Here is a 24,120-nt window from a genome sequence, read left to right as displayed (position 1 = left end):
TCTTGGTAGGTGACGGTTGAAAGGGGCCTTGACGGCATGAACATCGGGCACACGATTGCGGATATCCGCTCGCAGGTGGCGACATGGAAGGGGAATGGGCAGAAGATCGCCTTCGTCCCGACGATGGGGAATCTCCATGCCGGTCATTTGGCGCTGGTGACGGCGGCGAAGCAGCGGGCTGACCGGGTGGTGGTGAGCATTTTCGTTAATCCACTGCAATTTGGGCCGAATGAAGATTTCGCCAAATACCCGCGAACGCTGGAGGCTGACACCAACGCTCTGCGCGGCGTGGGGGCTGATTTGCTGTTCTTGCCCGAGGTTGGCGAGATCTATCCCCAAGGTCAGCAGGCGGCGACCAAGGTGGAAGTGTCTGAGGTTTCCGAAGGGCTTTGCGGCGCCTTCCGCCCGGGCCATTTTGCCGGTGTCGCCACCGTTGTCACCAAGCTGTTCAATATCGTGCAGCCGGATTTGGCCCTGTTCGGCAAGAAGGATTACCAGCAGCTCCAGGTTATACGCCGGATGGTGGCCGATCTCTGTTTTCCGATTGAAATCATTGGGCTGGATACAGTGCGTGAGCCCAATGGCCTGGCCATGAGCTCGCGTAATGGCTATCTCTCGTCTGCCGAGCGGGAGCAGGCCGTCGTCCTTTATCGTAGCCTGAAACAGGCCGTGGACCGCCTGCGGGCGGGTGATCAGGACTATGCCCGGATCGAAGCAACAGGGATGGCCGAACTTCAGGCTCATGGTTTCCGGCCGGACTATTTCAGTATCCGCCGCGCCGATAACCTCGCCACTGTTGAGGTTGGGAAGCCATTGGTGGTCCTCGTTGCCGCTTGGCTGGGTGGAACCCGCCTCATCGATAATGTTGAGGTATAAATGCGCTGAAGCCGCGCTGGCGGCGTTGCAAACGGGCTCAAAATGTTCATTTACTGCGTGTAGCCCCCGCTTTTTCGCCTGCTTGCGCCTACTTTTGGTGCCATCATCGGCTTGATCGCATTTATAGAACTAACCTACAATTGATCAGCTGCCGATAAATCTGGATAATGGCGAACCTTGCGCCAGACGCAGGGTCAAAATATTTAGGTATGTCGGTCGAGGAGGAGCTTTAGACACAATGCAACACGTCATGTTGAGAACCAAGATCCACAGGGCCCGGGTCACCCACTCCGAGCTGCAATACGAGGGTTCTTGCGCCATTGATGGTGATTTGTTGGATGCTGCGGGTATCCGTGAGTACGAGCAGATCCACATCTATAACATCAATAACGGCGAACGCTTTGTCACCTATGCTATTCGCGCCGAAGCCGGTACCGGCATCATTTCCATCAATGGCGCTGCCGCACATAAGGCCAGCCCCGATGATCTGGTCATCATCTGCGCCTATTCCACGCTCGATGAAAAAGAACTGGCCAATTTCAAGCCGAATTTGATTTACGTCGATCGCGATAACCGCATTACCAGTCGCAGTGACAAGATTCCGCTGCAGAAAGCGTCTTAAAATAAGCTCGTATTATCTTCAGATTATGTCCGCCACCTGGCGGGCATTTTTCTTTTTGAAAATCGTCCAGTAATGGGCCAGCAAGTCTCGATGTGAACGATAGTGGTGCATTTTCGCGCTCGATGAAGAACAATTTTCTTGTCATATCAATGTAATAAGTAGTTGGCAAACTTTCTGCATTACTTTGGGGTATTAGATTGCAGAAAGGGAGTTTGCATGAGTACTGCCAGTTATATCAGCGTTATCGAACGTTATCACGAGTATCGCAATGCCATTCACGAATTGATGGCTTCGATGCTCAACAGTTTGGGTGAAGAGCGTATTCTCGAAGATAAGGCAGCGCAGTGCCGTGCAATGGAGCGGCTGAGCGGGGCTTATCCTTTTGTAGAGATATTGTTCGTGCTGAATTCACAGGGAATACAGACCAGCGACAATATTACGGTGAGCAGCAAGCATCCCAAGGCCTATAGCGGTCAAGGTCGTGATCGAAGTCAGCGGCCTTATTTTCGTTTGGCGCGCGCTTCTTCCAGTGTAGTGGTGACCGAGCCGTTTCTGTCGTCTACTAATCGCAAGTTGTGTGTCGCCGCCGCTGTGCGCTGGCCGAATCCTGAGGATAACGGCGATGATTATTTGGTGCTGGAAGTGGATGTGGCCGGGGTGATTGAGTTCCTGATGGGGGATGGTGCGCGGAGCAGATTTCAGCCATTGTTCAAGGGAATTTACAGTGCGATTGTAATCGGGCTTTTTTTCGTGGTGGGTGTGCTGTTATTTTCCGCCTGGACAGAGATTTGTGAGCTATTCCGCGGTGAAGCCGAAGGCGGTGACCATCGCTTGAAGCCATTCGGCGTGATTATTTTTCTGACCTTGGCGCTGGCGGTATTCGATTTGGGAAAGACGACACTGGAAGAAGAAGTGTTAATGCACAAAGATGTTTTCCGCCACAGCTCGACGCGGCGCACTATTACGCGATTTATCGCGGCTATACTTGTGGCGGTGTCAATCGAGTCATTGTTGTTAATGTTTAAGGCAGCATTGGGGAATATAACAACTTTGGTGCCCGCAGTGTGGATGATGGTCGCGGCAGTCGGATTACTGATCGGTCTGGGTATTTATGTGTATCTTGGTGCGCGAGCTGAGGCGCTGTTATTGTCTATCCAGAGGCCGGGATTGGTGAATAATTCAAAGTCGGTGGTGGGTGATTAAAGGGTTATCGGGCGCAAAGTGTTCCGACACCCCATGAAATCATGGATGTCGGAGCTGAATAGATTGTTAACCTGTGTTTCGTACCCCGGCGGCAATGGCGTTGATGGTGCGCAGCAGCGGATCGAGCCAGACAGCGCGTTCTTCTTCCGGCAGATTGGTGTCGCGGTAGCGTTTGAGTAGGGTAATCTGGATGTGGTTGAGCGGGTCCAGATAAGGGTTACGCCGATTCAGTGACCAGAGCAGGGTCGGGTTATCCTCGAGCAGCGCGTTGGCCTGGGCGACGCGGAGGAAGTTTTTGACCGTGTGGTCGTATTCGTTACGTATCCGGGGGAAGATGCTGTTTGTGGTCTCGGGGTCGAGGCAGAGTTCGGCATATTCGGCGGCAATGCCCATGTCGGCCTTGAACACGGCCATCTGGGTATTGCTAAGCAGGGCGCGGAAATATGGCCAGTCCTGATACATCGCTTGCAAGGTGGAGATTCGCTCCGGCGAGTTGTTGCACCAGCGTTCGAGGGCGGTACCAATACCATACCAGGCAGGCAGGGTGTGGCGTGATTGCGCCCAGCCGAAGACCCAGGCGATGGCGCGCACGGAACTCTTCGAACGATCACCTTTGGTGCGATGCGAAGGACGCGATCCGATATTGAGCAGGCCGATTTCGCTGAGTGGTGTGGCTTCGTAGAAATAATCGAGAAATTTCGGTGTGTGGTCGGTGAGATCGCGATACGCCTGTTCACCATCACGTACCAGCGTGCGCATGATTTCGAGGTATTCCTCCGGTTCCTGCTTGTGCGGTGTGACCAGGGAGCGGCTGGCCTTCATCAGGCCGGTGGCGCCCATGCTGAGTTCGTAGGTGGCGGTTTCCTGGTTGCTGTATTTATACGACAAGACTTCACCCTGTTCGGTGAATTTGATTTCGCCGAAGACGGTACCTGCCGGTTGCGAGAGAATGGCATCATGCGTGGGGCCGCCGCCGCGGCCGATAGAACCACCGCGGCCATGAAACAGGCGGCATTTGATGTCATGTCGCTTGGCAATCGTGGTGATCTTGATTTGTGCTTCGTACAGACTCCAGCTGGAGGCAAGAATGCCGCCGTCCTTGCAGGAGTCGGAGTAGCCGAGCATGACTTCTTGGAGATTACCAGAGTGCTCGATTAACTGGCGGTAGGTGGCATTGCCGAGCAATTGCTCCATCACCGATTCGATGTGGCTTAAATCTTCAATCGTTTCAAACAATGGCGCGATACGAATATCGCAGCGTTGTTCGGCCGGATTGGCGAGATTGGCCAGGCGTGCCAGGAACATGACTTCCATCACGTGGCTGGCGGCATGTGTCATCGAGATGACGTAGCTGCCGAAGGCGCGCGGGCTGATTTCGCGTTGCATGCGGCGCATGACATCAAACACTTCCAGCGTTTGGCGTGTCGCGGGTGTCAGACGTTCACGATCAATGGTCGGTATGCGTTTGTTGACGATCAGCTCAGAGAGTGTGTTGAGCCGTTGCGCTTCGTCGAGATTATTGTAAGTGGTGTTGTCAAATCCTTGTTCGAGCAATTCGGCGACCGCGCTGGTGTGGCGGCCAGATTCTTGCCGCACATCGAGATGCATCAGAAAGAAACCAAAGGTTTCTACTAATCGGATTAAGTCTTTAAGTTTGCCATTGGCGATATTGCCATCACCATGGCTGATTAACGAGTCGCGGATTAAGTAAAGATCTTGCAGTAATTCATGTTCGTTTTCATAAGGATGCCAAGTGCTTTCATGTACCGGTTCACCCAGCATTTTACGCACGGCAGTGAGATTTCGTTCGAGACGATAACGCATCAGGAACAGTTTTCGGCGATAGGGCTCATTACTAAAGCGCTGCGGATCACCGGGGAACGCCAAGCTAAACAGCGGTTCATCCTTTTCCAGTGATTCGGCAAAGGCTCGGGACGGATGGCAAAGCGAACTTGATAGCGTCAGGATGCGTGTTAATTCTGTTAATCGATTGAGATATTCGCTGAGCGCGGCGCGGGCCTGGAGTTGGATAGCAAACACGGTCGTAGCAGGAGTGACATTGGGGTTGCCGTCACGGTCACCGCCGATCCAGGAGCCGAAGCGTAGGAAGCTCGGTACCTCGAAGTTATGATTTTCCTCGGCATAGACGCGATTTAATGCGCGTTCGAGAAAGCGATACACGGTGGGCACTGCTTCGAACAAGCAATCCTGAAAATAACCGATTCCGCCGCGAATTTCGTCTTCGACCTTGGGGCGCTGAACACGCACCTCGTCGGTCTTCCACAGAATTTGAATTTCACTTTCAAGCTGGCGCACAAAGTCTTCACGTTCCATTTTGCTCAGGCGATCATCGATGGCGCGTTCACTGATAATGAAAATGCGGCGCATCGATTCTTTTACCATTCGCCGCTTGGCTTCGGTGGGGTGCGCAGTAATGACCGGGTAATAAGCCATATGATCGAGAATGGTCTGAACCTGTTCGGGGCTTAAATTATCCTGTTTGAATTCGCGCAACGTGGCATCGAAAGAGCCGACCCAAAGCGGCTTTTTCGCGCTGGCGCGGAGCATGGCGCGGCGTTGTTCATGCTGCGAGGCTTCTTCGGCGATGTTGACCAGACTGAAATAAATGCTGAAGGCACGGACCACTTGCGTGAGGGTGGCGGGATCGAGGTTGTCGATCAGGCGTGCCAGGCGTTTACGTTTTTGTGGCGTCGGCTCTTCACGTAGGTCGATATAGCCCTTGCGCAGGGCTTCGACGGAGGCATAGACACGGCCGCCGGCCTGGGCGCGCAGAATGTTGCCCAGCGTGTTGCCAAACAATTTGACGCGGGCACGCAGCTTGGTATCGGTCATGAGGCTCACATGTGATCGCGGTTGTGGGTGTCGCCGGGAAGAGTCCGGCCCAACAAAAGGCCAGGATTATACACCCATTAAGTAGCGACGGGGTTAACCCGCGTGGACGGCGCGGTCGCGATGGCTCAGCGCCTCGGCATAGAGGTCCAGATAGTGCTTGGCGCTCTGGTGCCAGCTGAAATCCTGCTTCATGCCATTGGTGATCAGGCTCTGCCAGCGCTGGGGCTGATGACGGTAACAATCGACGGCACGATCAATGGCTATGCGTAGCGCTTCCGGGGTGGCGTGGTCGAAGGTAAAACCGGTGGCGGCGCCCGCAGCGAAGTTTTCCTCGCTGGCATCGATCACGGTGTCTGCCAGCCCGCCAGTGTGGCGCACAATCGGTACCGTGCCATAACGCAGGCTATAAATCTGATTCAATCCACAAGGTTCAAAGCGTGAGGGCATGAGGAACATGTCGGCGCCGGCCTCGACCAGATGCGCCAGTGCCTCGTTGAAGCCGATGAAGACCCCGATTTGCGAGGGATAGGGTTTGGCAAAATCCTGTAGCGCTTTTTGCATTATTTTGTCGCCGCTGCCGACAATGGCGATCTGGGCGCCGAGCTCGATGAGCCGTGGCAGATTGGCCATGATCAGATCCACGCCTTTTTGTTCGACCAGGCGCCCAACCGTGGCCAGTAGCGGTACCTTGGGATCTTGTCGCAGCCCAAATTGTTTTTGCAGGTGTTGTTTGTTGGTGGCCTTGCCATTGAGGTGGCGGGCATCGAAATGCGCGGTCAGACGGGGATCAGTGGCTGGATCCCATTCCTTGTAATCGGCGCCATTGAGGATGCCGCGTAGCCGGTCGCCGCGATGATTGATCAGCCCTTCCATGCCGTGACCGAAGGCCGGGGTGCGGATCTCCTCAGCGTAAGTCGGGCTCACGGTATTGATCATGTCAGCAAAGGCCAGTCCGCCTTTGATGAAGGAGAGGCCATCATAAAATTCCAGGGCGTCAATTCCCCATAGTTGATGCGGGAGTGACAGCAGGGCGAAGGTGTCCTTATGAAAATGGCCGTGATAGGCCAAATTATGGATGGTAAACACCGTTGCCGGACGACGCGGATAAAGCGAGAGCATGGCCGGGATCAGTCCACTTTGCCAGTCGTTGCAGTGAACGATGTCGGGTATCCAGTCCTGCCCCGCTTTGTTGAGAGCAACGCTGACTACTGTCTGGGCAAAGGTGGCGAAGCGTTCGGCATTATCGCCCCAGTCATGACCATCCGGGTCGAGATAGGGGCCGCCGGGGCGGTCGAAATGGGCGGGTGAATCTACTAGATAGAGTTGGACATTGGTGCCGGGAAGTTTGCCGGTCAGCAACCGCACCGTTTCCGGGACGCCTTCCAGTTTCAAACTCGCAAAACACAGTTTTTCTGCCTTTTGCATTGCCGCGCGATAGCCCGGCATGATGATGCGTACATCGTGATGCTGTGCCTTGAGGGCGGGTGGTAAACTACCCGCGACATCGCCCAGGCCGCCGGTTTTGATTAACGGATGCGCCTCGCTGGCGACAAATAAAATATTGTAAATTTTTTTCATAATTATGAGGTAGTGTATCCGTTTATTCTTAAGTTTTCCGCTAATTAGACGACCATATAGATAGAATCAAGACTCAGCTAGCAAGATATTGAAAAAGATCCGGCCAAGTTTGTCTATTCTTTTCTAAGTAGGGTTTGTTGGGGTTGACCAGGTAAGGTCGAAATGTTTTTTTGAGAGGATAATCCAATGCGGATGGCAATGATCGGTTTGGGCAAGATGGGTGGCAACATGACACGCCGCTTGCGCCGAGGGGGAGTTGAGGTGGTCGGTTTTAACCGCTCGCAAGACATCGTTAAAACTCTGGTCAAAGAAGAAGGCATGATTGCAGCCAGCTCGCTGGCGGACGCGGTGACAAAATTGAAAGCACCGCGTGTTGTATGGTTGATGCTGCCCGCAGGGGCGCCGACCGAGCAGGCCATTGAAGAATTGATCACGTTGCTGGAGCAAGGTGATGTTGTCATCGACGGTGGTAATTCCAATTATCACGACAGCCAACGCCGTGGCGCGCTGCTGGAGCAGCATGGTATCGGTTTTGTCGATGCCGGAACGTCTGGCGGTGTCTGGGGTTTGGAGAACGGTTACTGTTTGATGGTGGGTGGCACACCGAGTGCAGTGCGCACCATCGAACCAGCGATCAAGGTGTTGGCGCCGGGCAAGGATTACGGCTGGGCGCATGTCGGGCCTGCAGGCGCGGGTCACTTCACCAAAATGATTCACAACGGCATTGAATACGGCATGATGCAGGCGATGGCCGAAGGTTTTGCCTTGATGCGCGGCAAGAAAGAATTCAATCTCGATCTGGCACAGATTTCGGAATTGTGGCGTCACGGTTCGGTGGTGCGCAGCTGGTTGCTGGATTTGACGGCCGATGCCCTGAAGCAGGATCAGAATCTCAAGGATGTCGTACCCTATGTTGCCGATTCCGGTGAAGGCCGCTGGACGGTGATTGAATCCATCGACCAAGGCGTCGCGGCACCGGTATTGAGTCTGGCGCTGCAAATGCGTTTTGCCAGTCAGGATCAGGAAGGTTATGAATACCGTCTGTTGTCGATGATGCGCAATGCCTTTGGCGGTCATGCCGTGAAGAGGGGCGGTGAATGAAGGCTGAGCCTTGCACCATCGTCATTTTTGGCGCGACCGGTAATCTCTCCAGCATCAAATTAATGCCGGCGCTGTTCCGGCTGGAAGCCGAGGGCCGCTTGCCGGGCGAGACTACGATTCTTGCCATTGCGCGGCGGCCATGGAGTCGCGAGCAATGGATTGAAGCCGTGGCGGAGATGTTGAATCAAAAATATCCGCAAGGGTTTGATCGCGCAGTCTTCGAGCGTTTTGCGCAGCGGCTGTATTATCATCAGGGCGATCTCAACGATGACGGCATGTATGAAGGTCTGCGCCGCCGTTTTGTGGAAGAGCAGCATTTTTCGCGCAATGCCATGTTCTATATGTCAATCCGTCCTGCGGAATTCAGTCCGGTGATCGAGCATCTGGGTAAAGTCGAGCTCTTGCAACAACGCGAGGGCTGGCGCCGCGTTATTATCGAAAAACCGTTTGGTTACGACCTGCTCAGCGCGCAAACCTTGCAAAAGGGACTGAGCCGTTTCCTGGATGAATCGCAGATTTATCGCATCGATCATTACCTGGGTAAGGCCACGGTGCGTAATCTGTTGGTGTTTCGGTTTTCCAATTTATTGTTGGAACCGCTCTGGCATCGCAATTACATCGACCACGTGCAGATAACACATTCCGAAACCTTGGGTATCGGCAATCGTGCCGATTATTACGATGGTGCCGGCGCGCTGCGTGACATGATCCAAAGCCATCTCATGCAGTTGCTGGCCCTGGTAGCGATGGAGCCGCCGGCGGGCATGGATGCCGAATCGTTGCGTGATGAAAAGGTAAAGGTGCTGAAATCAGTACGCCCGATTCCGCAAAACGCAGTGCATGCTCATGCCTTCCGCGGCCAATATTCTCACGGTAATGTCGATGGCAAGCCGGTGCCGGGTTATCTTGAAGAAGAGGGTGTGGCACCGAACAGCACCACCGAGACTTATGCTGCGCTCAAACTCTACATTGATAACTGGCGCTGGAAAGGTGTGCCTTTTTACGTGCGTACCGGCAAGCGTCTGGCGGAGTCCAAATCAGCAATTGTCATTCGTTTTAAACATCCACCGCAGCAATTGTTCCGCGATACGCCGGTTGAGCAATTCAAGTCCAACTGGATCATGCTCGGTATTCAGCCTAACGATTGCCTGAAGATGGAGATCAATGTCAAGGAATACGGTACCGCGATGAAGACACGCCTCATCAGTCTGGATGCGAGTTATCATGACAAGAGCGCCAAAATCGCCGATGCTTATGAAGACTTGTTGCTGGACGTGATGAAGGGCGACCATTCGCTGTTTTTGCGCTACGATGAAGTGGAGTGGGCTTGGCGCGTGGTGGACCCGATCCTCAAGGTCTGGTCGATGGAACGGGACTTCATCAATACCTATACCGCCGGCACCTGGGGGCCGCGAGGCACCTACCGGCTGTTCGATCGCGAGGATCAGTTCTGGCGGCACTCGCTGGATGTCGATGGCAATGACGTGAGCTCTGAGGCTTACTAGAATATAAATAAATGTAGGGTGGGTTAGCCGAAGGCGTAACCCACCAAGTGTGCCGTTAGGCACTCATAAAAAATGTTTTGTGTTGCTGCGCAATGCTTGGTGGGTTACGCAAAAAACGCTAACCCACCCTACATTTAGCCCTTTACGCGGGCAATGTAGGGGCAGATAATAAAACCATAATTACAACCCGAGGGTTACATGGGGATCAGTAAGACAGTGGCATGGCAAGCCCTGCAGTCGCATTATCAGGACATGCAGAATGTTCATATGCGCGACATGTTTGCCGCGGATTCCGGCCGGTTTAACAAGTTTTCCCTTCAGTTCGAAGATGTTCTTCTCGACTATTCCAAAAATTGCATCGATCAACGAACGCTGAAGCTGCTTTGCGATCTGGCGCGTCAGGCCGATGTCGAGGGTTGGCGTGATCGCATGTATAGCGGTGACAAGATCAATTGCACCGAAGATCGCGCCGTACTCCATATCGCACTGCGCAATCGCAGTAACAGGCCGATTGACGTCGATGGTGAAAATGTCATGCCTGCCGTCAATGCCGTGCTCGATAAAATGAAGCATTTTTGTGAGGCCGTGCGTAACGGCCAGTGGCGCGGTTTTAGCGGCCAGCGGATTACCGATGTCGTCAATATTGGAATTGGTGGCTCGGATCTGGGGCCAGCAATGGTCACCGAAGCGCTCACACCCTATGGCCGCAGCGATCTGCGCGTGCACTTTGTCTCCAATATCGACAGTACCCATTTGCTCGAAACACTCAAAAAGCTCGACCCGCACAGTACCTTGTTCATTGTCGCCTCCAAGACCTTCACTACCCAGGAAACCATCATCAATGCCCGCTCGGCCAAGGACTGGTTACTTGAAGCGAGTGGCGATGAACACAGCGTGGCCAAACATTTTGTCGCACTTTCCACCAACACCGCAGAAGTGACGCGCTTCGGCATCGATCCGAAGAATATGTTCGAGTTCTGGGATTGGGTTGGTGGCCGGTACTCGTTATGGAGCGCGATTGGGCTTTCGATTGCGGTTTATATTGGTTTTGAGCAATTCGAGGAGTTGCTGGCCGGTGCGCATGCTATGGATGAGCATTTCCGCAACGCGCCACTCGAAAAAAACATGCCAATAATCCTGGCGCTGCTTGGTATCTGGTACAACAATTTCTTTGGCGCGCAAACACACGCCATCATGCCCTATGACCAATACCTGCGTCGCTTTCCCGCCTATTTTCAACAAGGCGATATGGAAAGCAACGGCAAACATGTGACCCGTGATGGCGCGCCGGTCGATTGCAATACCGGGCCGGTGATCTGGGGACAACCCGGCACCAACGGTCAACATGCGTTTTATCAACTGATACATCAAGGGACAAAATTAATCCCCTGCGATTTTCTCGCCGCCGTCGAATCGCACAACCCGCTCGGCGAACATCATCAAATTCTGCTCGCCAATTTCTTCGCCCAGCCCGAAGCATTGATGAAAGGCAAGACCGAGGCTGAAGCCCGTGCCGAGCTGGTCGCCGCCGGAATGAGTGGTGCGGCATTGGAAAAATTGCTGCCGCATAAAGTATTCGATGGTGACCGACCCTCGAATTCAATTCTCTATCAAAAACTCACGCCGCGAACACTGGGCAGCTTGATTGCGATGTATGAACACAAGATATTCGTCCAAGGTATCATCTGGAATATCAATTCCTTCGACCAGTGGGGCGTGGAGTTGGGTAAACAGCTTGCCAAGGCTATACAGCCTGAGTTACGGGATGGGAAGTCGGTCACCAGCCATGACGCGTCTACCAATGGCTTGATTAATTACTATAAGAAACTGAGGGGATAATGTTAAGGTGGATTAGCCGGGGCGTGGCATATCTACTCTGCACCTAAGGAACCTCTGATTAATCCGCAGACGCTGCTTCAGCGGATTAATCAGAGGTTCCCTAACCTAAACCCTGGCGCCATCATCGCAGCCCCGTCCTTCCTGAGGGGATTAATAACCTTCTGTATTTTAAATAAATTTATACATTCGCGACGTGGGTCGAAAGTGCAATTTCCTTGACCTCGGCGGCCAAAAACACGATCATATCGCCTTTTTCCAGGCGGCTAGGGCCATAGGCCCTTTAAATATAAATAGATACCACTGATATTTTTACAGTTTTGGGGTCTAACGTTTGGGATTGCGTTTTCATCGCTCGCCCTGTCTATTAGCCTGGCAAATTGAATTTTTTAAGAGGTTGGAGCCAATGTCTCAGCAAACACAGTTACCCGATATCGACGCCGTGGAAACCCAGGAGTGGATTGAAGCGCTGGAATCGGTGATTGAAAACGAGGGCGTCGAGCGGGCTCACTTTTTGCTCGAGCAGTTGATCGACAAGGCGCGCCGTTCGGGTGCGAACCTGCCGTATTCGCCAAACACAGCCTATGTGAACACGATTCCGCCGCACCTTGAAGCGCAGATTCCCGGCGATCAGGCGCTGGAAGACCGGATTCGCAGCTACATCCGCTGGAACGCGATGGCGATGGTGGTGAAGGCGAATCGCAAGAGTACGGAGTTGGGTGGTCATATCGCGACCTTCGCTTCGGCAGCAACCTTGTACGATGTGGGTTACAGCCATTTTTGGCATGGCCCAAACGATGTCACTCGCGGTGATTTGATTTATTTCCAGGGCCATGCCGCGCCGGGTATGTATGCGCGTGCCTATATTGAGGGGCGTTTGACGGAGGAGCAGTTGGATCGTTTTCGTCAGGAAGTGGATGGCAATGGTTTGTCATCCTATCCGCATCCGCATTTGATGTCGGAGTTCTGGCAGTTCCCAACGGTTTCCATGGGCCTGGGGCCGATCATGTCGATTTATCAGGCGCGATTCATGAAGTATCTGCAAGATCGCGGCCTGTCGGATACCACGGGTCGCAAGGTGTGGGGGTTCCTGGGCGATGGTGAAACCGATGAGCCGGAGAGCCTGGGGGCGATTTCACTCGCGGGCCGTGAAAAACTTGATAATCTGATTTGGGTGGTGAATTGCAATCTGCAACGTCTGGATGGCCCGGTGCGTGGTAATGGCAAGATTGTGCAGGATCTGGAAGCCAGTTTCCGTGGCGCGGGCTGGAATGTTATTAAAGTGCTGTGGGGTAGCTATTGGGATCCGCTGCTGGCGACGGATACGCATGGTTTGTTACACCAGCGCATGATGGAAGTCGTCGATGGCGATTTGCAGAATTACAAATCCAAAGATGGCGCCTATGTGCGCGAGCATTTCTTTGGTAAATATCCTGAATTGAAGGCGATGGTGGCCAAGATGTCCGATGAGGATATCTGGCGCTTGAACCGTGGCGGTCATGACCCGCACAAGGTATACGCTGCTTATCATGCCGCAGTGAATCATACGGGGCAGCCGACGGTTATTCTGGCGCAAACCGTTAAAGGTTACGGCATTGGCGCCGCAGGTGAGGCGCAGAATCGTACACACTCACAGAAGAAACTTGATGCCGATGAAATGCTGGCCTTTCGCAACCGCTTCAATATTCCATTGAGCGATGAAGATGCAGCAGTAGGCAGGTATTACAAGCCATCTGAAGACAGCCCGGAAATGAAACACATGCGCGAGTGCCGTGCGGCGCTTGGAGGTTACCTGCCGACACGTATCGATAAAGTGACGCCGCTGGAGATTCCGCCGTTATCGGTATTTGATCCGCTGCTGCAAGGCAGCGGTGATCGTGATATGTCGACCACAATGGCCTATGTGCGGATGCTGACTATTCTCTGTCGTGACAAGAACATCGGTAAACATATCGTGCCGATCGTGCCTGACGAGGCGCGCACCTTCGGTATGGAGGGCATGTTCCGCCAGTTGGGGATTTATTCGTCGGTCGGTCAGCTCTATACGCCGCAGGATAAAGACGAAATCATGTTCTATAAGGAAGACAAGAGTGGCCAGATCCTGGAAGAGGGGATCAATGAGGCGGGCTCGATGTCATCCTGGATTGCGGCGGCGACGTCGTATAGTGCGCATGGTGTCAGCACCATTCCGTTCTACATTTATTACTCGATGTTCGGCTTCCAGCGCATCGGCGATTTGGCGTGGGCCTCGGGCGATATGCAAGCGCGCGGTTTCTTGATCGGTGCCACCGCGGGTCGTACCACACTGGCGGGTGAAGGTCTGCAACATCAAGATGGTCATGGTTTGGTGCTGGCGGGTACAATTCCAAACTGCGTCAGCTACGATCCGACATTCAGTTATGAAATGGCCGTGATTATTCATAACGGTTTGGAGCGCATGATTGCCAAGCAGGAAAATGTGTTCTTCTACATCACGTCAATGAACGAAAACTATGTCCATCCGGCCATGCCGGCAGGTGTGGAAGAGGGTATCATCAAGGGCTTGTATTTGTTCCGCGCCGGTGGTGATAGCAAGCGCAAGGTGCAGTTGATGGGATCAGGTACGATCCTGCGTGAAGTGATTGCGGCCGCAGATATGTTGAAGAATGAATGGGATGTCGATGCCGACATTTGGAGTGCCACCAGCTTTAACGAGCTGGCACGCGAGGCCAGCGATTGTGATCGCACGAACCGTTTGCATCCGACGGCGGCGCCCAAGGTGCCGTATGTGACGCGATGTCTGCAAGACCGTGCTGGTCCGGTAATCGCCGCAACGGATTACATCCGTACCTATTCGGATCAGATTCGTAAATGGGTGCCGTCGCGTTATGAAGTGCTGGGTACCGATGGTTTCGGGCGCAGTGATACCCGAGCCCAGTTGCGCAAACACTTTGAGGTCAACAGTTATCACGTCGTGGTTACCGCGTTGAAGGCATTGGCCGATGAAGGTGTTTTACCAGCCACCAAGGTGGTCGAGGCGATCTCCAAGTACGGCATCAATGCCGAAAAAATCAATCCGCTGCACGCGTAATTGGCAGGAGAGTAAAAGATGCTGACAGAAATTCGTGTGCCGGATATCGGTGACTTCAAGGATGTCGAAGTCATTGAGGTGTTGGTGGCTGTGGGTGACACGGTTAAGCCCGAGCAATCATTGATTACAGTGGAGTCCGATAAGGCGGCAATGGAAATTCCGGCGCCGCAAGCCGGTGTGGTCAAGGAACTGAAACTTAAAGTGGGTGATCGTGTTGCCCAAGGTAGTTTGATCTTGATGCTGGAAGCCAGTGCCGAAGCAGTTGCAGCGCCTGCGAAAACGGCCCCCGCGCCCAGCAAGCCAGCCACAGCTGTGCCAGCGAGAACAGCAGCGCCTGCGCCACAGGCCGCGCTTGCACGTCCGTCACCGACGGCGCAAATCAATGAAGTGAGTTTTGCCAAGGCCTACGCCACGCCTTCGATTCGTAAGTTTGCGCGCGAGCTGGGTGTTGATCTGGGGCGCGTCTCAGGTCGTGGCCGTAAGGGACGCATCACCAAAGAAGACGTTCAGGATTTTGTGAAGCGCGCCTTGGCACAAGGCACAGGTGGCGGTGGTATGACCGTGGCACCGATGCCGGTGATCGATTTCAGCCAGTGGGGTGAGATCGAAACCAGGGCCTTGACCAAGATCAATAAACTCACCGGTCAGTTTTTGCATCGTAACTGGGTTTCAATTCCACATGTTACGCAATTTGACGAAGCGGACATCACCGATCTTGAAGCCTATCGTAAAGAACTGGTCGAACAGCATAAGGATAAGGGCATTAAAGTCACGATGCTCGTTTTCCTGATGAAGGCGGTGGTTGCCGGACTTAAGGAATATCCGCGTTTCAATAGCTCGCTGGATGCGGGCGGCGAGAATCTGATTTTCAAGAAATATTTCAATATCGGCGTCGCAGTCGATACGCCGGATGGTCTGGTGGTGCCAGTGGTGCGCGATGTGGATCGTAAATCGCTGGTCGATCTGGCCACTGAGTTGGGTGAGATCAGTATTAAGGCACGTGATAAAAAACTGCGTCCCGCCGACATGCAGGGTGGATGTTTCACCATTTCCAGTCTGGGCGGTATCGGTGGCACCAAATTCACGCCAATCGTGAATGCGCCTGATGTCGCAATTCTCGGTGTGTCGCGTTCGAAAATGCAGCCGGTATGGAATGGCAAGGAATTCGCACCACGGCTGATGTTGCCATTGTCGTTGTCGTATGACCATCGCGTGATCGATGGCGCCGATGGCGCCCGGTTTACGACATTCCTGAGTCGTGTTTTGGCGGATGCACGAAAGTCTTTGGCATAAATGTAATCAATATAGGGTGGGTTAACCCGTTAGGGCGTAACCCACCAAGCGTGCTCTACATTGATTAAATTTAATTGTAGCCTGGGTGAAGCGCAGCGTAACCCGGGTTATAAATTCAGGAACAATTGAAGGAATAACGCATGAGCAACATCGTCGAGATCAAGATTCCAAACATCGGTGACTTCAAGGGTGTTGAAGTTATCGAGGTATTGGTTAGCCCCGGAGATCAAGTTAAAGCCGAACAGTCGCTGATTACGGTGGAATCCGACAAGGCAGCGATGGAGATTCCCGCGCCGCAGGCAGGCGTGATCAAAGAATTATTATTGAAAGTGGGTGACAAGGTTTCCGAGGGCAGTGCAATTCTGAAGCTGGAAGTCAGCGCAGGTGCAGCAATCGCCCCGACAACAGCTGCCCCAGCACAAAAGCCCGTAGCCGCGCCCACGGCAACAACAGTGGCTGCGCCCAAGGCGACAAGCTACAGCGGTAATGTTGATATCGAAACTGAAATTGCAGTATTGGGTTCCGGGCCGGGCGGTTATACCGCCGCCTTCCGTGCTGCAGATTTGGGCAAGAAAGTGGTGCTCATCGAGCGCTACGAAAGCATTGGCGGTGTCTGTTTGAATGTCGGTTGTATTCCATCCAAGGCCTTGCTGCACACCGCACAAGTCATGAATGAGGCAAAAGAATTTCATGAAATTGGCGTCGCCTTCAACAATCCCGAGATCGATCTTGATAAATTGCGCGCCCACAAGAACAAGGTCGTTGGCCGTTTGACCGGTGGTTTAAAACAGTTGGCCAAGCAGCGCAAGGTAGAGATTGTTCATGGTTACGGAAAGTTCACCTCGCCGAATACGATTGAAGTTGTTGCTGCTGATGGCGGCAAGAAAGTCGTCGGGTTTGAAAACTGTATCATCGCTGCCGGTTCGCGCGTGACCAAGCTACCGTTTATTCCCTGGAGTGATCCGCGAGTCATGGATTCTACTGATGCTTTGGAGATCAACGAGACGCCAAAACGTTTGCTGGTCGTTGGCGGTGGGATCATCGGTCTGGAAATGGCAACGGTTTACGATGCCCTCGGTTCCAAGGTGACAATCGTTGAGTTGTCACCCGGCATTATCCCTGGTGCGGATCGCGACGTGGTGCGGCCGCTGGAGCGCCGAATCAAGAAAAAGTATGAAAACATTTTCCTGAACACCAAGGTCACAGCGATTGCGCCGACGCTGGAAGGCCTGGCCTGCTCCTTTGAAGGCAAAGATGCGCCGGCGCAGGATACCTTTGATCGCGTATTGGTCTCCATCGGTCGTTCACCGAACGGCAAGCTGATCGACGCCGAGAAGGCAGGCGTGGTGGTCGACGAGCGCGGATTTATTAATGTCGACAAGCAAATGCGCACCAACGTGCCACACATCTTTGCCATTGGCGACATCGTCGGCCAGCCGATGCTGGCACACAAGGCGACGCACGAAGGCAAGGTCGCCGCAGAAGTGATCGCCGGCATGAAATCCTATTTCGACGCCCGCACTATCCCCGCCGTGGCCTATACCGATCCTGAAGTGGCATGGATGGGTAAGACCGAGGAACAGTGCAAGGCCGAAGGGATTGCCTACGAGAAAGGTGTGTTTCCCTGGGCCGCCAGTGGTCGTTCGCTTTCCATCGGGCGTGACGAGGGCATGACCAAAGTGCTGTTCGGTGAAGACCATCGCCTGATTGGTGCCGCGATGACCGGCCCTAATGCCGGCGAGTTGATCGCCGAGGCGGTGCTGGCACTGGAGATGGGGGCGGATGCGCATGACATCGGCATGACAATACATCCACATCCGACCTTGTCGGAAACATTTAACTTCGCTGCCGAGGTGGCGGAGGGCACTTGTACCGACATCTACATGCCCAGGAAAAAATGATAATTTTTTTATGATAACGAAAAACCCGGCCTAGCTGGGTTTTTCGTTATCATTTGTTGTTTTTATTGCGATAATTTCTTCTTCAAGGGTGTTTAAAACAATAATTCTTGCTAACGTTCATGATTGCAGCAAAACTCTTGGTTTGTTGGTTTCTGAAGCAGCTATTGAATTCTCCGCGCTGGAATCGTTCTAATTACGGCGTGTCTAATGTCGTTATATTTAGACATTTCTGAGAAGATAATGATACTGTAAAATATGGTTTTGCATCTCATTGGATATATCGGGTATAACACGTGCTGATAAATAAGAAATTATTGTTGAGCGTTATTCTTTGGCTTCCGTTGCAAGTAGTCGCTTTTGTCCCGCTTGAACAGGAACAGGCGCAACAACGAGTTGAACAGATCATGGATCTTTCTGGCATCAATGCCATGATCAGTCAAGCGCCGGTTCTGACTGAAGATCAGGTCAGAAACATCTCCGTTTTTATCGTCGATAAGGACGAGCTGGATGGGTTTGGTGAATTGGCAACGCGAATATTTGAGCCATCTCGGTTGCATAAGGCGATATCCTGGAGTTTGCTCCGTGACTATGATGCTGCAAGGTATCAACAGATTTTAGAAGCGTTGAACTCGCCAATAGCTCGCCAGATGACTCATCTGGAACTGGATGCTTCGGCTCCAGCGGCGCGATCCAAAATATTTGAATATGCACAATCGGTTCGTGAAAATCTTCCGTGGCAGCGTATCGAGTTGATTCGTGATTTGACGGATGCTTCTGGAATGGTGGAGGCGATGGTGGATGTACGATTAGGATGGTATGAGTCCTTAGTGCGGTCACAGAATTCATTATTACCGTATGAATGGCGCATTTCTGAGGAGCGCCTCGCGCAGGTTTTGGAGGAATTAAGACCTCGGGTCGTGCGTGACGCAAGAGAATGGCTGTTGGTGAACAGCCTGTATGCCTACCGTAATGTTGATGATCAAGAATTGCTTCAGTATGTAGAATTGTATGAAGGTGAAGCCATGAGATGGTATAGCAAGCTGGCCAATCGTGCGCTGGTCGATGCTTACAAGGAGGCTGATGCCGAATGGGCAAAAGGGGTTACGGAATTGTTGGGTAAACCGCGAGGGACAACAGGCGGATTAATTAAGTAATATTATTATTGTGGGTAATTTGTTCTAAAAGGGACTGTAAACTTGCCTTAACTGGACGATAATTATCAGGGGCCACTGATAAATCAAGGAATCCCAGGGTAGGGTAAAACAATATGACAATCCCGCAGGGTAAGGACAAGGCCGACGTAGTTGGCCGGTTATTGGATTTAATCAAAAATCGATTTCCTCCGAGTGAAGCTTCCAATCTAATTTTGTTTTCCGAGCAATATTTTGCCCGGGCAGAGCCTGAAGATCTCTCTACATTCACGACCGAAGAGTTGCTCGCTGCATTATTGGGGCATTGGCATCTGGCATTGCAACGCAAACCAGGCGAGCCACAAATCAAAGTGTTTAATCCCACCTTTGAAACCCAGGGTTGGGCGTCGCCGCATACTGTCGTTCAAATCGTTGTCGATGACATGCCGTTTCTGGTGGATTCAACGCGGATGGCGCTTGTCCGTCAGGGATTGTTTATCCATATGACCTTGCACCCCGTGATCCGGGTCCGACGGGATAAGGAGGGGAAGTTACGTGAAGTATTACCGCGAGGGCAAACAGGCAGCGATATGAGTGAGGCGGTAATGCGGTTTGACGTGGACCGAATTGCCGAAAATGAAAAATTGGTCGAGTTGCAACAGGCGCTCCAGGGGGCGCTGGCTGATGTGCGGTGCATTGTAGAAGACTGGCAACCCATGCGGACGCATTTAGAAGAAGTGATCTCAACCCTCAGTCAGCAATCTCTGCCAGTGGCGGGCCAGGAGAAAGAAGAAATATTGGCATTCTTGCGTTGGGTAGCCGAGCATCATTTCACGTTTTTGGGATATCGCGCCTATGATCTGGTATCAGAGCATGGCCAGGATGTGTTGCGGGCGATACCCAACTCGGGCTTGGGGTTGTATCGTGAAACAGGCAGCGACTATGTCTCGCAAAGTTTTTCCCATATCCCGGCACCGTTGCGCTCAATGGTGCGGGAGCCCAATGTACTCGTCATCAACAAGGCGACTGCTTATGCGCCCGTGCATCGGCCAACGCCGATGGATTATCTCGGCATCAAGCGATTTAATGACAAGGGCGAAGTGATTGGTGAGTGGCGTTTCGTTGGATTGTACAGCTCAACAGCCTATAGCGCGCCACCGGAAGAAATCCCCATTTTACGTGCCAAGGTGGCGCGGATCATGGCGCGCGCCGGGTTTGATGCGCAAGGCCATAGCGCCAAGGCATTACGTCATGTGCTGGCGACGTTTCCTCGGGATGAAATGTTCCAGGCAACAGAGCAGGAACTCTATGACATTGCCATGGGCATCCTGCAAGTCGAAGAGCGGCATCGGCTGCGTTTATTCCTGCGCCGGGATCCTTTTGATCGCTTTATCAGTGCCTTTGTCTATGTGCCACGTGATCGCTACAACACCGAATTTCGGATGCGCATGCAGGATATTTTAATGCGAGCGATGAATGGACAAAGTGCGGAATATAGCGTTAATTTTACCGAGACAGTATTGTGGCGCGTGCATTTCATGATTCGGACGCAGCCTGGGAACATCCCGGAGATCAATCCTGCCCAGCTGGAGTCAATGTTGGCCGAGGCAATGCAATCGTGGTCCGACACGCTGCAACTTGCGCTGCGCGAGCATTATGGCGAGGGGCAAGGTCTGGGGTTGATGCGCAAGTATGGCGCATCCTTCCCGATAGCCTATCGCAGTGATTTCGATCCGCGCATTGCAGTGCTGGATATCGAGTATCTGGAGTCAATTACTGATTCATCACCCATGGCAACTCATCTCTATCGCTTTCCAGAAGGGCGAGAGGATATGTTGCGGTTCAAAGTGTATGGGCGAGATAAGCCCATGGCGCTGTCGGATGTGCTACCGATATTGGAACGCATGGGATTACGTGTGCTCGAAGCACGGCCCTATGAGATCGAGATCGCCGGTAATGGGCGATACTGGATACTCGATTTTGATATGACGGTTGGGCTTGGTGTCGATATCGATCTGCTGGAGGTCAAAGAAATATTCCAGGCGGCATTTGTCCGTGTTTGTGCTGGGGAGATCGAAAGCGACGGCTTTAACCGGTTGGTGTTATGCGCAGGTTTGGGATGGCGGCAGGTGGTGATGTTGCGTGCCGTTTGTAAATATCTGCTGCAAACTTCGGTGCCCTTCAGTCAGGCGTACATGGAAAATGCATTGAGTGAGCACCCTGATATTGCCGAAGCGTTGGCCAAGCTGTTTCTGTTCCGCTTTGATCCGCAAAATCCAAGGGCCATGGCGATGGCCACAACTGAAAAGTTGGTGGCAGAGATAGAAAAGGCGCTCGATGCGGTCACCAATCTGGATGAAGATCGCATCTTGCGGCGTTATCTGGCGGTGATTCAGGCGATGCTGCGCACCAATTACTTCCAGAATGAGGGGCAGGTAAAACCCAAGACCTATCTTTCATTCAAACTTGATCCAGCCAAGGTACCGGAGTTGCCGTTACCACGGCCGATGTTTGAAATATTTGTTTATGCGCCCTTTGTTGAGGGTGTGCATCTGCGTGGTGGGCCGGTGGCGCGCGGTGGTATTCGCTGGTCAGACCGGCGTGAGGATTTTCGCACTGAAATTCTCGGTTTGATGAAGGCGCAGATGGTGAAAAATACGGTCATAGTGCCGGTGGGGGCCAAGGGTGGCTTTTTCCCCAAGCGTCTTCCCGCGAGTGAGAATCGCGATGCCGTGATGGCGGAAGTGGTACGTTGTTATCGCACGTTTATCAGTGGCCTGCTTGATATCACCGACAACCTTGTTGAGGGTAAAGTGGTGCCGCCTGCTGATGTGGTGCGTTATGACAGTGATGATACCTATCTGGTCGTGGCTGCTGATAAAGGCACGGCGACATTCTCCGATATCGCCAACGCTGTTTCTGCTGAATATAACTTCTGGATGGGCGATGCCTTTGCCTCGGGCGGTTCTTCAGGCTATGACCACAAGAAAATGGGCATCACAGCGCGTGGCGGCTGGGAGTCTGTCAAACGGAATTTCTATGAGCTGGGTATCGATTGCCAGAATCAGGATTTTACAGTGGTGGGCATTGGTGATATGGCGGGCGATGTTTTTGGTAACGGGTTGTTACGTTCGCGCCATATCAAGTTGGTGGCTGCGTTTAATCATATGCATATTTTTATCGATCCGAATCCTGATCCTGAGCGTTCATTCCAGGAGCGTGAGCGTATGTTTAATCTGCCGCGCTCGACCTGGAATGACTATGACAAGGGACTGATTTCGGCGGGCGGTGGCGTTTATTTGCGCAGCGCAAAATCGATTCAGCTCAGTACCGAGACGCAAAAAGTATTGGGTATTGAAGTGGCGCAACTCACGCCAGTGGAGTTGATCCAGGCGATTTTACGTGCGCCGGTGGATTTGTTATGGAATGGCGGCATCGGTACCTACGTCAAAGCCAGTAGTGAGACACACGCCGCTGTCGGCGATCGTGTCAACGATAGTCTGCGCATTGATGGCGGTGAACTGCGTTGCAAAGTGGTTGGTGAGGGAGGAAATCTTGGGTTTACCCAGTTGGGTCGTGTGGAGTATGCGCGTAAGGGTGGTTTGATCAATACCGACTTTATCGATAACTCCGGTGGTGTCGACTGCTCCGACAATGAAGTCAACATCAAGATCCTGCTCAATCAAATGGTGCGCGATGGTGACATGACGCTTAAACAGCGCAATGAATTGCTGCTGAAAATGACCAGCGATGTCGGCGATCATGTATTGAAACACAATTACTTGCAAAGTCTGGCGCTGAGTTTAGCTTCGCATCAGGCCTCGTGGTTGCCCGCAGAGCACGGGCGTTTGATCCGTGCCCTGGTGAGTGAAGGGCGGCTTAATCGCAAGCTGGAATTTTTGCCCGGTGATGACGAACTGGTCGAGCGTGAGAAGGCGGGAGAGGGGTTAACCCGCCCTGAAATTGCGATTTTGCTGGCCTATAGTAAAATCAAATTATTTGAAGATTTGTGCGCCTCGGATATCGCCGAGGATCCTTATTTTACCAGGGAATTGATCGATTATTTCCCGACGGCCATGCATCAAGGCTTTACGGAGCGAATGCAGCGTCATCCACTGCGTCGTGAAATTATCGCGACCCAAGTCACTAACGCCATTGTCAATCGCATGGGCAGCACCTTTATGCTGCGAATGCAGGATGAGACCGGTGAGAGCGCAGCCGCCGTGGCGCGTGCGTGTACCGCTACGTGGGGAATCTTTAACGCCGAAGAGTTGTGGGCGGCTGTTGCAGCGCTGGATGGCAAGGTGCCCGCCAAACTCCAGAGTTCATTATTGCTTGAAATCCGGCGTTTGCATGATCGCGCCACCGTCTGGTTGTTACGCAATCGCCGTGCGCCGCTGGATATTGCCACCACCATTAACCAATTCCGTTCGGGTGTCGAAACGCTCACAGCGAAATTGCCTGCCTTTATCGAGGGCGATAACCTGTCGCAATTTGAAACGCTGGTGACTCAATATCGCGAGGCGGGTATTAGTGAAGATCAGACACGACATTTCGCGGCAGTAGATGCTGTTTATCCATGTCTGGATCTGATCGAGATTGCCAGCGAGCAAGGCGGGGATCTCAGCGATATTGCCAGTACCTATTTCAAGCTGGGCTATACACTGGAACTCTTCTGGCTGCGGGATCGGATTCAGGATTTGCCGCGCGGTAACTATTGGCAACGTAAAGCGCGAATGGCCTTGCGTTATGATCTCTACATCGAGCTGCGGACAATCACCAAACAAATCATCCAGCATGGCCGTCAGTTGCCAGGTGCGGAGGCGCGGGTGGCCCACTGGATGGAAGCCGCCAACGTTGCGATCAGCCATTTCCGCACCCTGCTGGCAGAGATCCGCAGCAGCGGCTCGGCCAACGATCTGGCCGTGCTCTCCGTGGTCATGCGCGAGATTCGCACCCTGGCGCACTGGGGGCCCGGCAAGGAGGATTGCTAGGGAGTAAGTCCGTGTATAGGGGCGGGTTTCAAACCCGCCCCTTGTATGATCGATTTTAATGAAAATGTTGTTGAGGAGGTTAAGTAAGATTACACGCTTCACCGGGAAGGCCGTCCGCTCCTGAGGACTGGTTTTTAACCAGAGCCTGTGCTGTAGAT

General features: G+C 52.9%; 13 protein-coding genes. 11 read left to right on the top strand and 2 right to left on the bottom strand.

What is annotated here, in order from left to right; genetic code table 11:
• Window positions 1-36: 36 nt before the first annotated feature.
• From HY272_00065 to HY272_00055, 3 genes are all read left to right on the top strand, one after another.
• Complete coding sequence (locus HY272_00065; GenBank protein MBI3771087.1) at window positions 37-876, top strand: pantoate--beta-alanine ligase; 840 nt, start codon at window positions 37-39, stop codon at window positions 874-876.
• A gap of 238 nt (window positions 877-1,114) precedes the next feature.
• Window positions 1,115-1,498, top strand: coding sequence for an aspartate 1-decarboxylase (locus HY272_00060; GenBank protein ID MBI3771086.1), 384 nt, complete (start codon window positions 1,115-1,117; stop codon window positions 1,496-1,498).
• A gap of 216 nt (window positions 1,499-1,714) precedes the next feature.
• Window positions 1,715-2,701, top strand: a complete 987-nt coding sequence (locus HY272_00055; protein MBI3771085.1) for a general glycosylation pathway protein — start codon at window positions 1,715-1,717, stop codon at window positions 2,699-2,701.
• A 66-nt stretch (window positions 2,702-2,767) separates the two neighbouring features.
• On the opposite strand, the gene ppc is transcribed toward HY272_00055, so the two are convergent.
• Together ppc and glgA are read right to left on the bottom strand one after the other, a co-directional pair.
• A complete protein-coding gene (gene ppc / locus HY272_00050) occupies window positions 2,768-5,554 on the bottom strand; it encodes a phosphoenolpyruvate carboxylase (GenBank protein ID MBI3771084.1) in 2,787 nt (928 codons plus the stop codon).
• 93 nt (window positions 5,555-5,647) lie between these two features.
• Complete coding sequence (glgA, locus tag HY272_00045; GenBank protein ID MBI3771083.1) at window positions 5,648-7,132, bottom strand: glycogen synthase GlgA; 1,485 nt, start codon at window positions 7,130-7,132, stop codon at window positions 5,648-5,650.
• A 186-nt stretch (window positions 7,133-7,318) separates the two neighbouring features.
• On the opposite strand from glgA, the gene gnd reads away from it, so the two are divergent.
• The 8 genes from gnd to HY272_00005 all read left to right on the top strand — a co-directional run bounded on the left by gnd (window position 7,319) and on the right by HY272_00005 (window position 23,962).
• Window positions 7,319-8,233: a decarboxylating 6-phosphogluconate dehydrogenase gene (gene gnd / locus HY272_00040; protein ID MBI3771082.1), complete on the top strand. Its 915-nt coding sequence runs from the start codon at window positions 7,319-7,321 to the stop codon at window positions 8,231-8,233.
• Window positions 8,230-9,738, top strand: a complete 1,509-nt coding sequence (locus tag HY272_00035) for a glucose-6-phosphate dehydrogenase (GenBank protein MBI3771081.1) — start codon at window positions 8,230-8,232, stop codon at window positions 9,736-9,738. Before gnd ends, HY272_00035 begins: the two co-directional genes overlap by 4 nt.
• 198 nt (window positions 9,739-9,936) lie before the next feature.
• A complete protein-coding gene (gene pgi, locus HY272_00030; protein ID MBI3771080.1) occupies window positions 9,937-11,577 on the top strand; it encodes a glucose-6-phosphate isomerase in 1,641 nt (546 codons plus the stop codon).
• 403 nt (window positions 11,578-11,980) lie between these two features.
• Complete coding sequence (aceE, locus tag HY272_00025; protein ID MBI3771079.1) at window positions 11,981-14,644, top strand: pyruvate dehydrogenase (acetyl-transferring), homodimeric type; 2,664 nt, start codon at window positions 11,981-11,983, stop codon at window positions 14,642-14,644.
• An 18-nt stretch (window positions 14,645-14,662) separates the two neighbouring features.
• Window positions 14,663-15,937 (top strand): dihydrolipoyllysine-residue acetyltransferase, encoded by a 1,275-nt coding sequence (gene aceF, locus HY272_00020; GenBank protein MBI3771078.1) that lies wholly within the window; start codon window positions 14,663-14,665, stop codon window positions 15,935-15,937.
• Window positions 15,938-16,077: 140 nt separating this feature from the next.
• Window positions 16,078-17,838 (top strand): dihydrolipoyl dehydrogenase, encoded by a 1,761-nt coding sequence (gene lpdA / locus HY272_00015; GenBank protein MBI3771077.1) that lies wholly within the window; start codon window positions 16,078-16,080, stop codon window positions 17,836-17,838.
• 293 nt (window positions 17,839-18,131) lie between these two features.
• Entirely contained in the window at window positions 18,132-18,992 is an 861-nt protein-coding gene (locus tag HY272_00010) for a hypothetical protein (protein MBI3771076.1), read from the top strand.
• A gap of 113 nt (window positions 18,993-19,105) precedes the next feature.
• Entirely contained in the window at window positions 19,106-23,962 is a 4,857-nt protein-coding gene (locus tag HY272_00005; protein MBI3771075.1) for an NAD-glutamate dehydrogenase, read from the top strand.
• Window positions 23,963-24,120: the final 158 nt, after the last annotated feature.

This window comes from Gammaproteobacteria bacterium, assembly GCA_016200485.1.
In the GTDB taxonomy this organism is placed as follows: Bacteria; Pseudomonadota; Gammaproteobacteria; order Tenderiales; family Tenderiaceae; genus JACQEP01.
Note: the sequence above shows the minus strand (reverse complement) of the source record. Positions and strands in the feature narration are given on the sequence as shown.

Bases quoted from the DNA above. Each gene is read 5' to 3' on its own strand.
- HY272_00065 (MBI3771087.1), top strand. From the start codon at position 37: ATGAACATCGGGCACACGATTGCGGATATCCGCTCGCAGGTGGCGACA.
- HY272_00060 (MBI3771086.1), top strand. From the start codon at position 1,115: ATGCAACACGTCATGTTGAGAACCAAGATCCACAGGGCCCGGGTCACC.
- HY272_00055 (MBI3771085.1), top strand. From the start codon at position 1,715: ATGAGTACTGCCAGTTATATCAGCGTTATCGAACGTTATCACGAGTAT.
- ppc (MBI3771084.1), bottom strand. From the start codon at position 5,554: ATGACCGATACCAAGCTGCGTGCCCGCGTCAAATTGTTTGGCAACACG.
- glgA (MBI3771083.1), bottom strand. From the start codon at position 7,132: ATGAAAAAAATTTACAATATTTTATTTGTCGCCAGCGAGGCGCATCCG.
- gnd (MBI3771082.1), top strand. From the start codon at position 7,319: ATGCGGATGGCAATGATCGGTTTGGGCAAGATGGGTGGCAACATGACA.
- HY272_00035 (MBI3771081.1), top strand. From the start codon at position 8,230: ATGAAGGCTGAGCCTTGCACCATCGTCATTTTTGGCGCGACCGGTAAT.
- pgi (MBI3771080.1), top strand. From the start codon at position 9,937: ATGGGGATCAGTAAGACAGTGGCATGGCAAGCCCTGCAGTCGCATTAT.
- aceE (MBI3771079.1), top strand. From the start codon at position 11,981: ATGTCTCAGCAAACACAGTTACCCGATATCGACGCCGTGGAAACCCAG.
- aceF (MBI3771078.1), top strand. From the start codon at position 14,663: ATGCTGACAGAAATTCGTGTGCCGGATATCGGTGACTTCAAGGATGTC.
- lpdA (MBI3771077.1), top strand. From the start codon at position 16,078: ATGAGCAACATCGTCGAGATCAAGATTCCAAACATCGGTGACTTCAAG.
- HY272_00005 (MBI3771075.1), top strand. From the start codon at position 19,106: ATGACAATCCCGCAGGGTAAGGACAAGGCCGACGTAGTTGGCCGGTTA.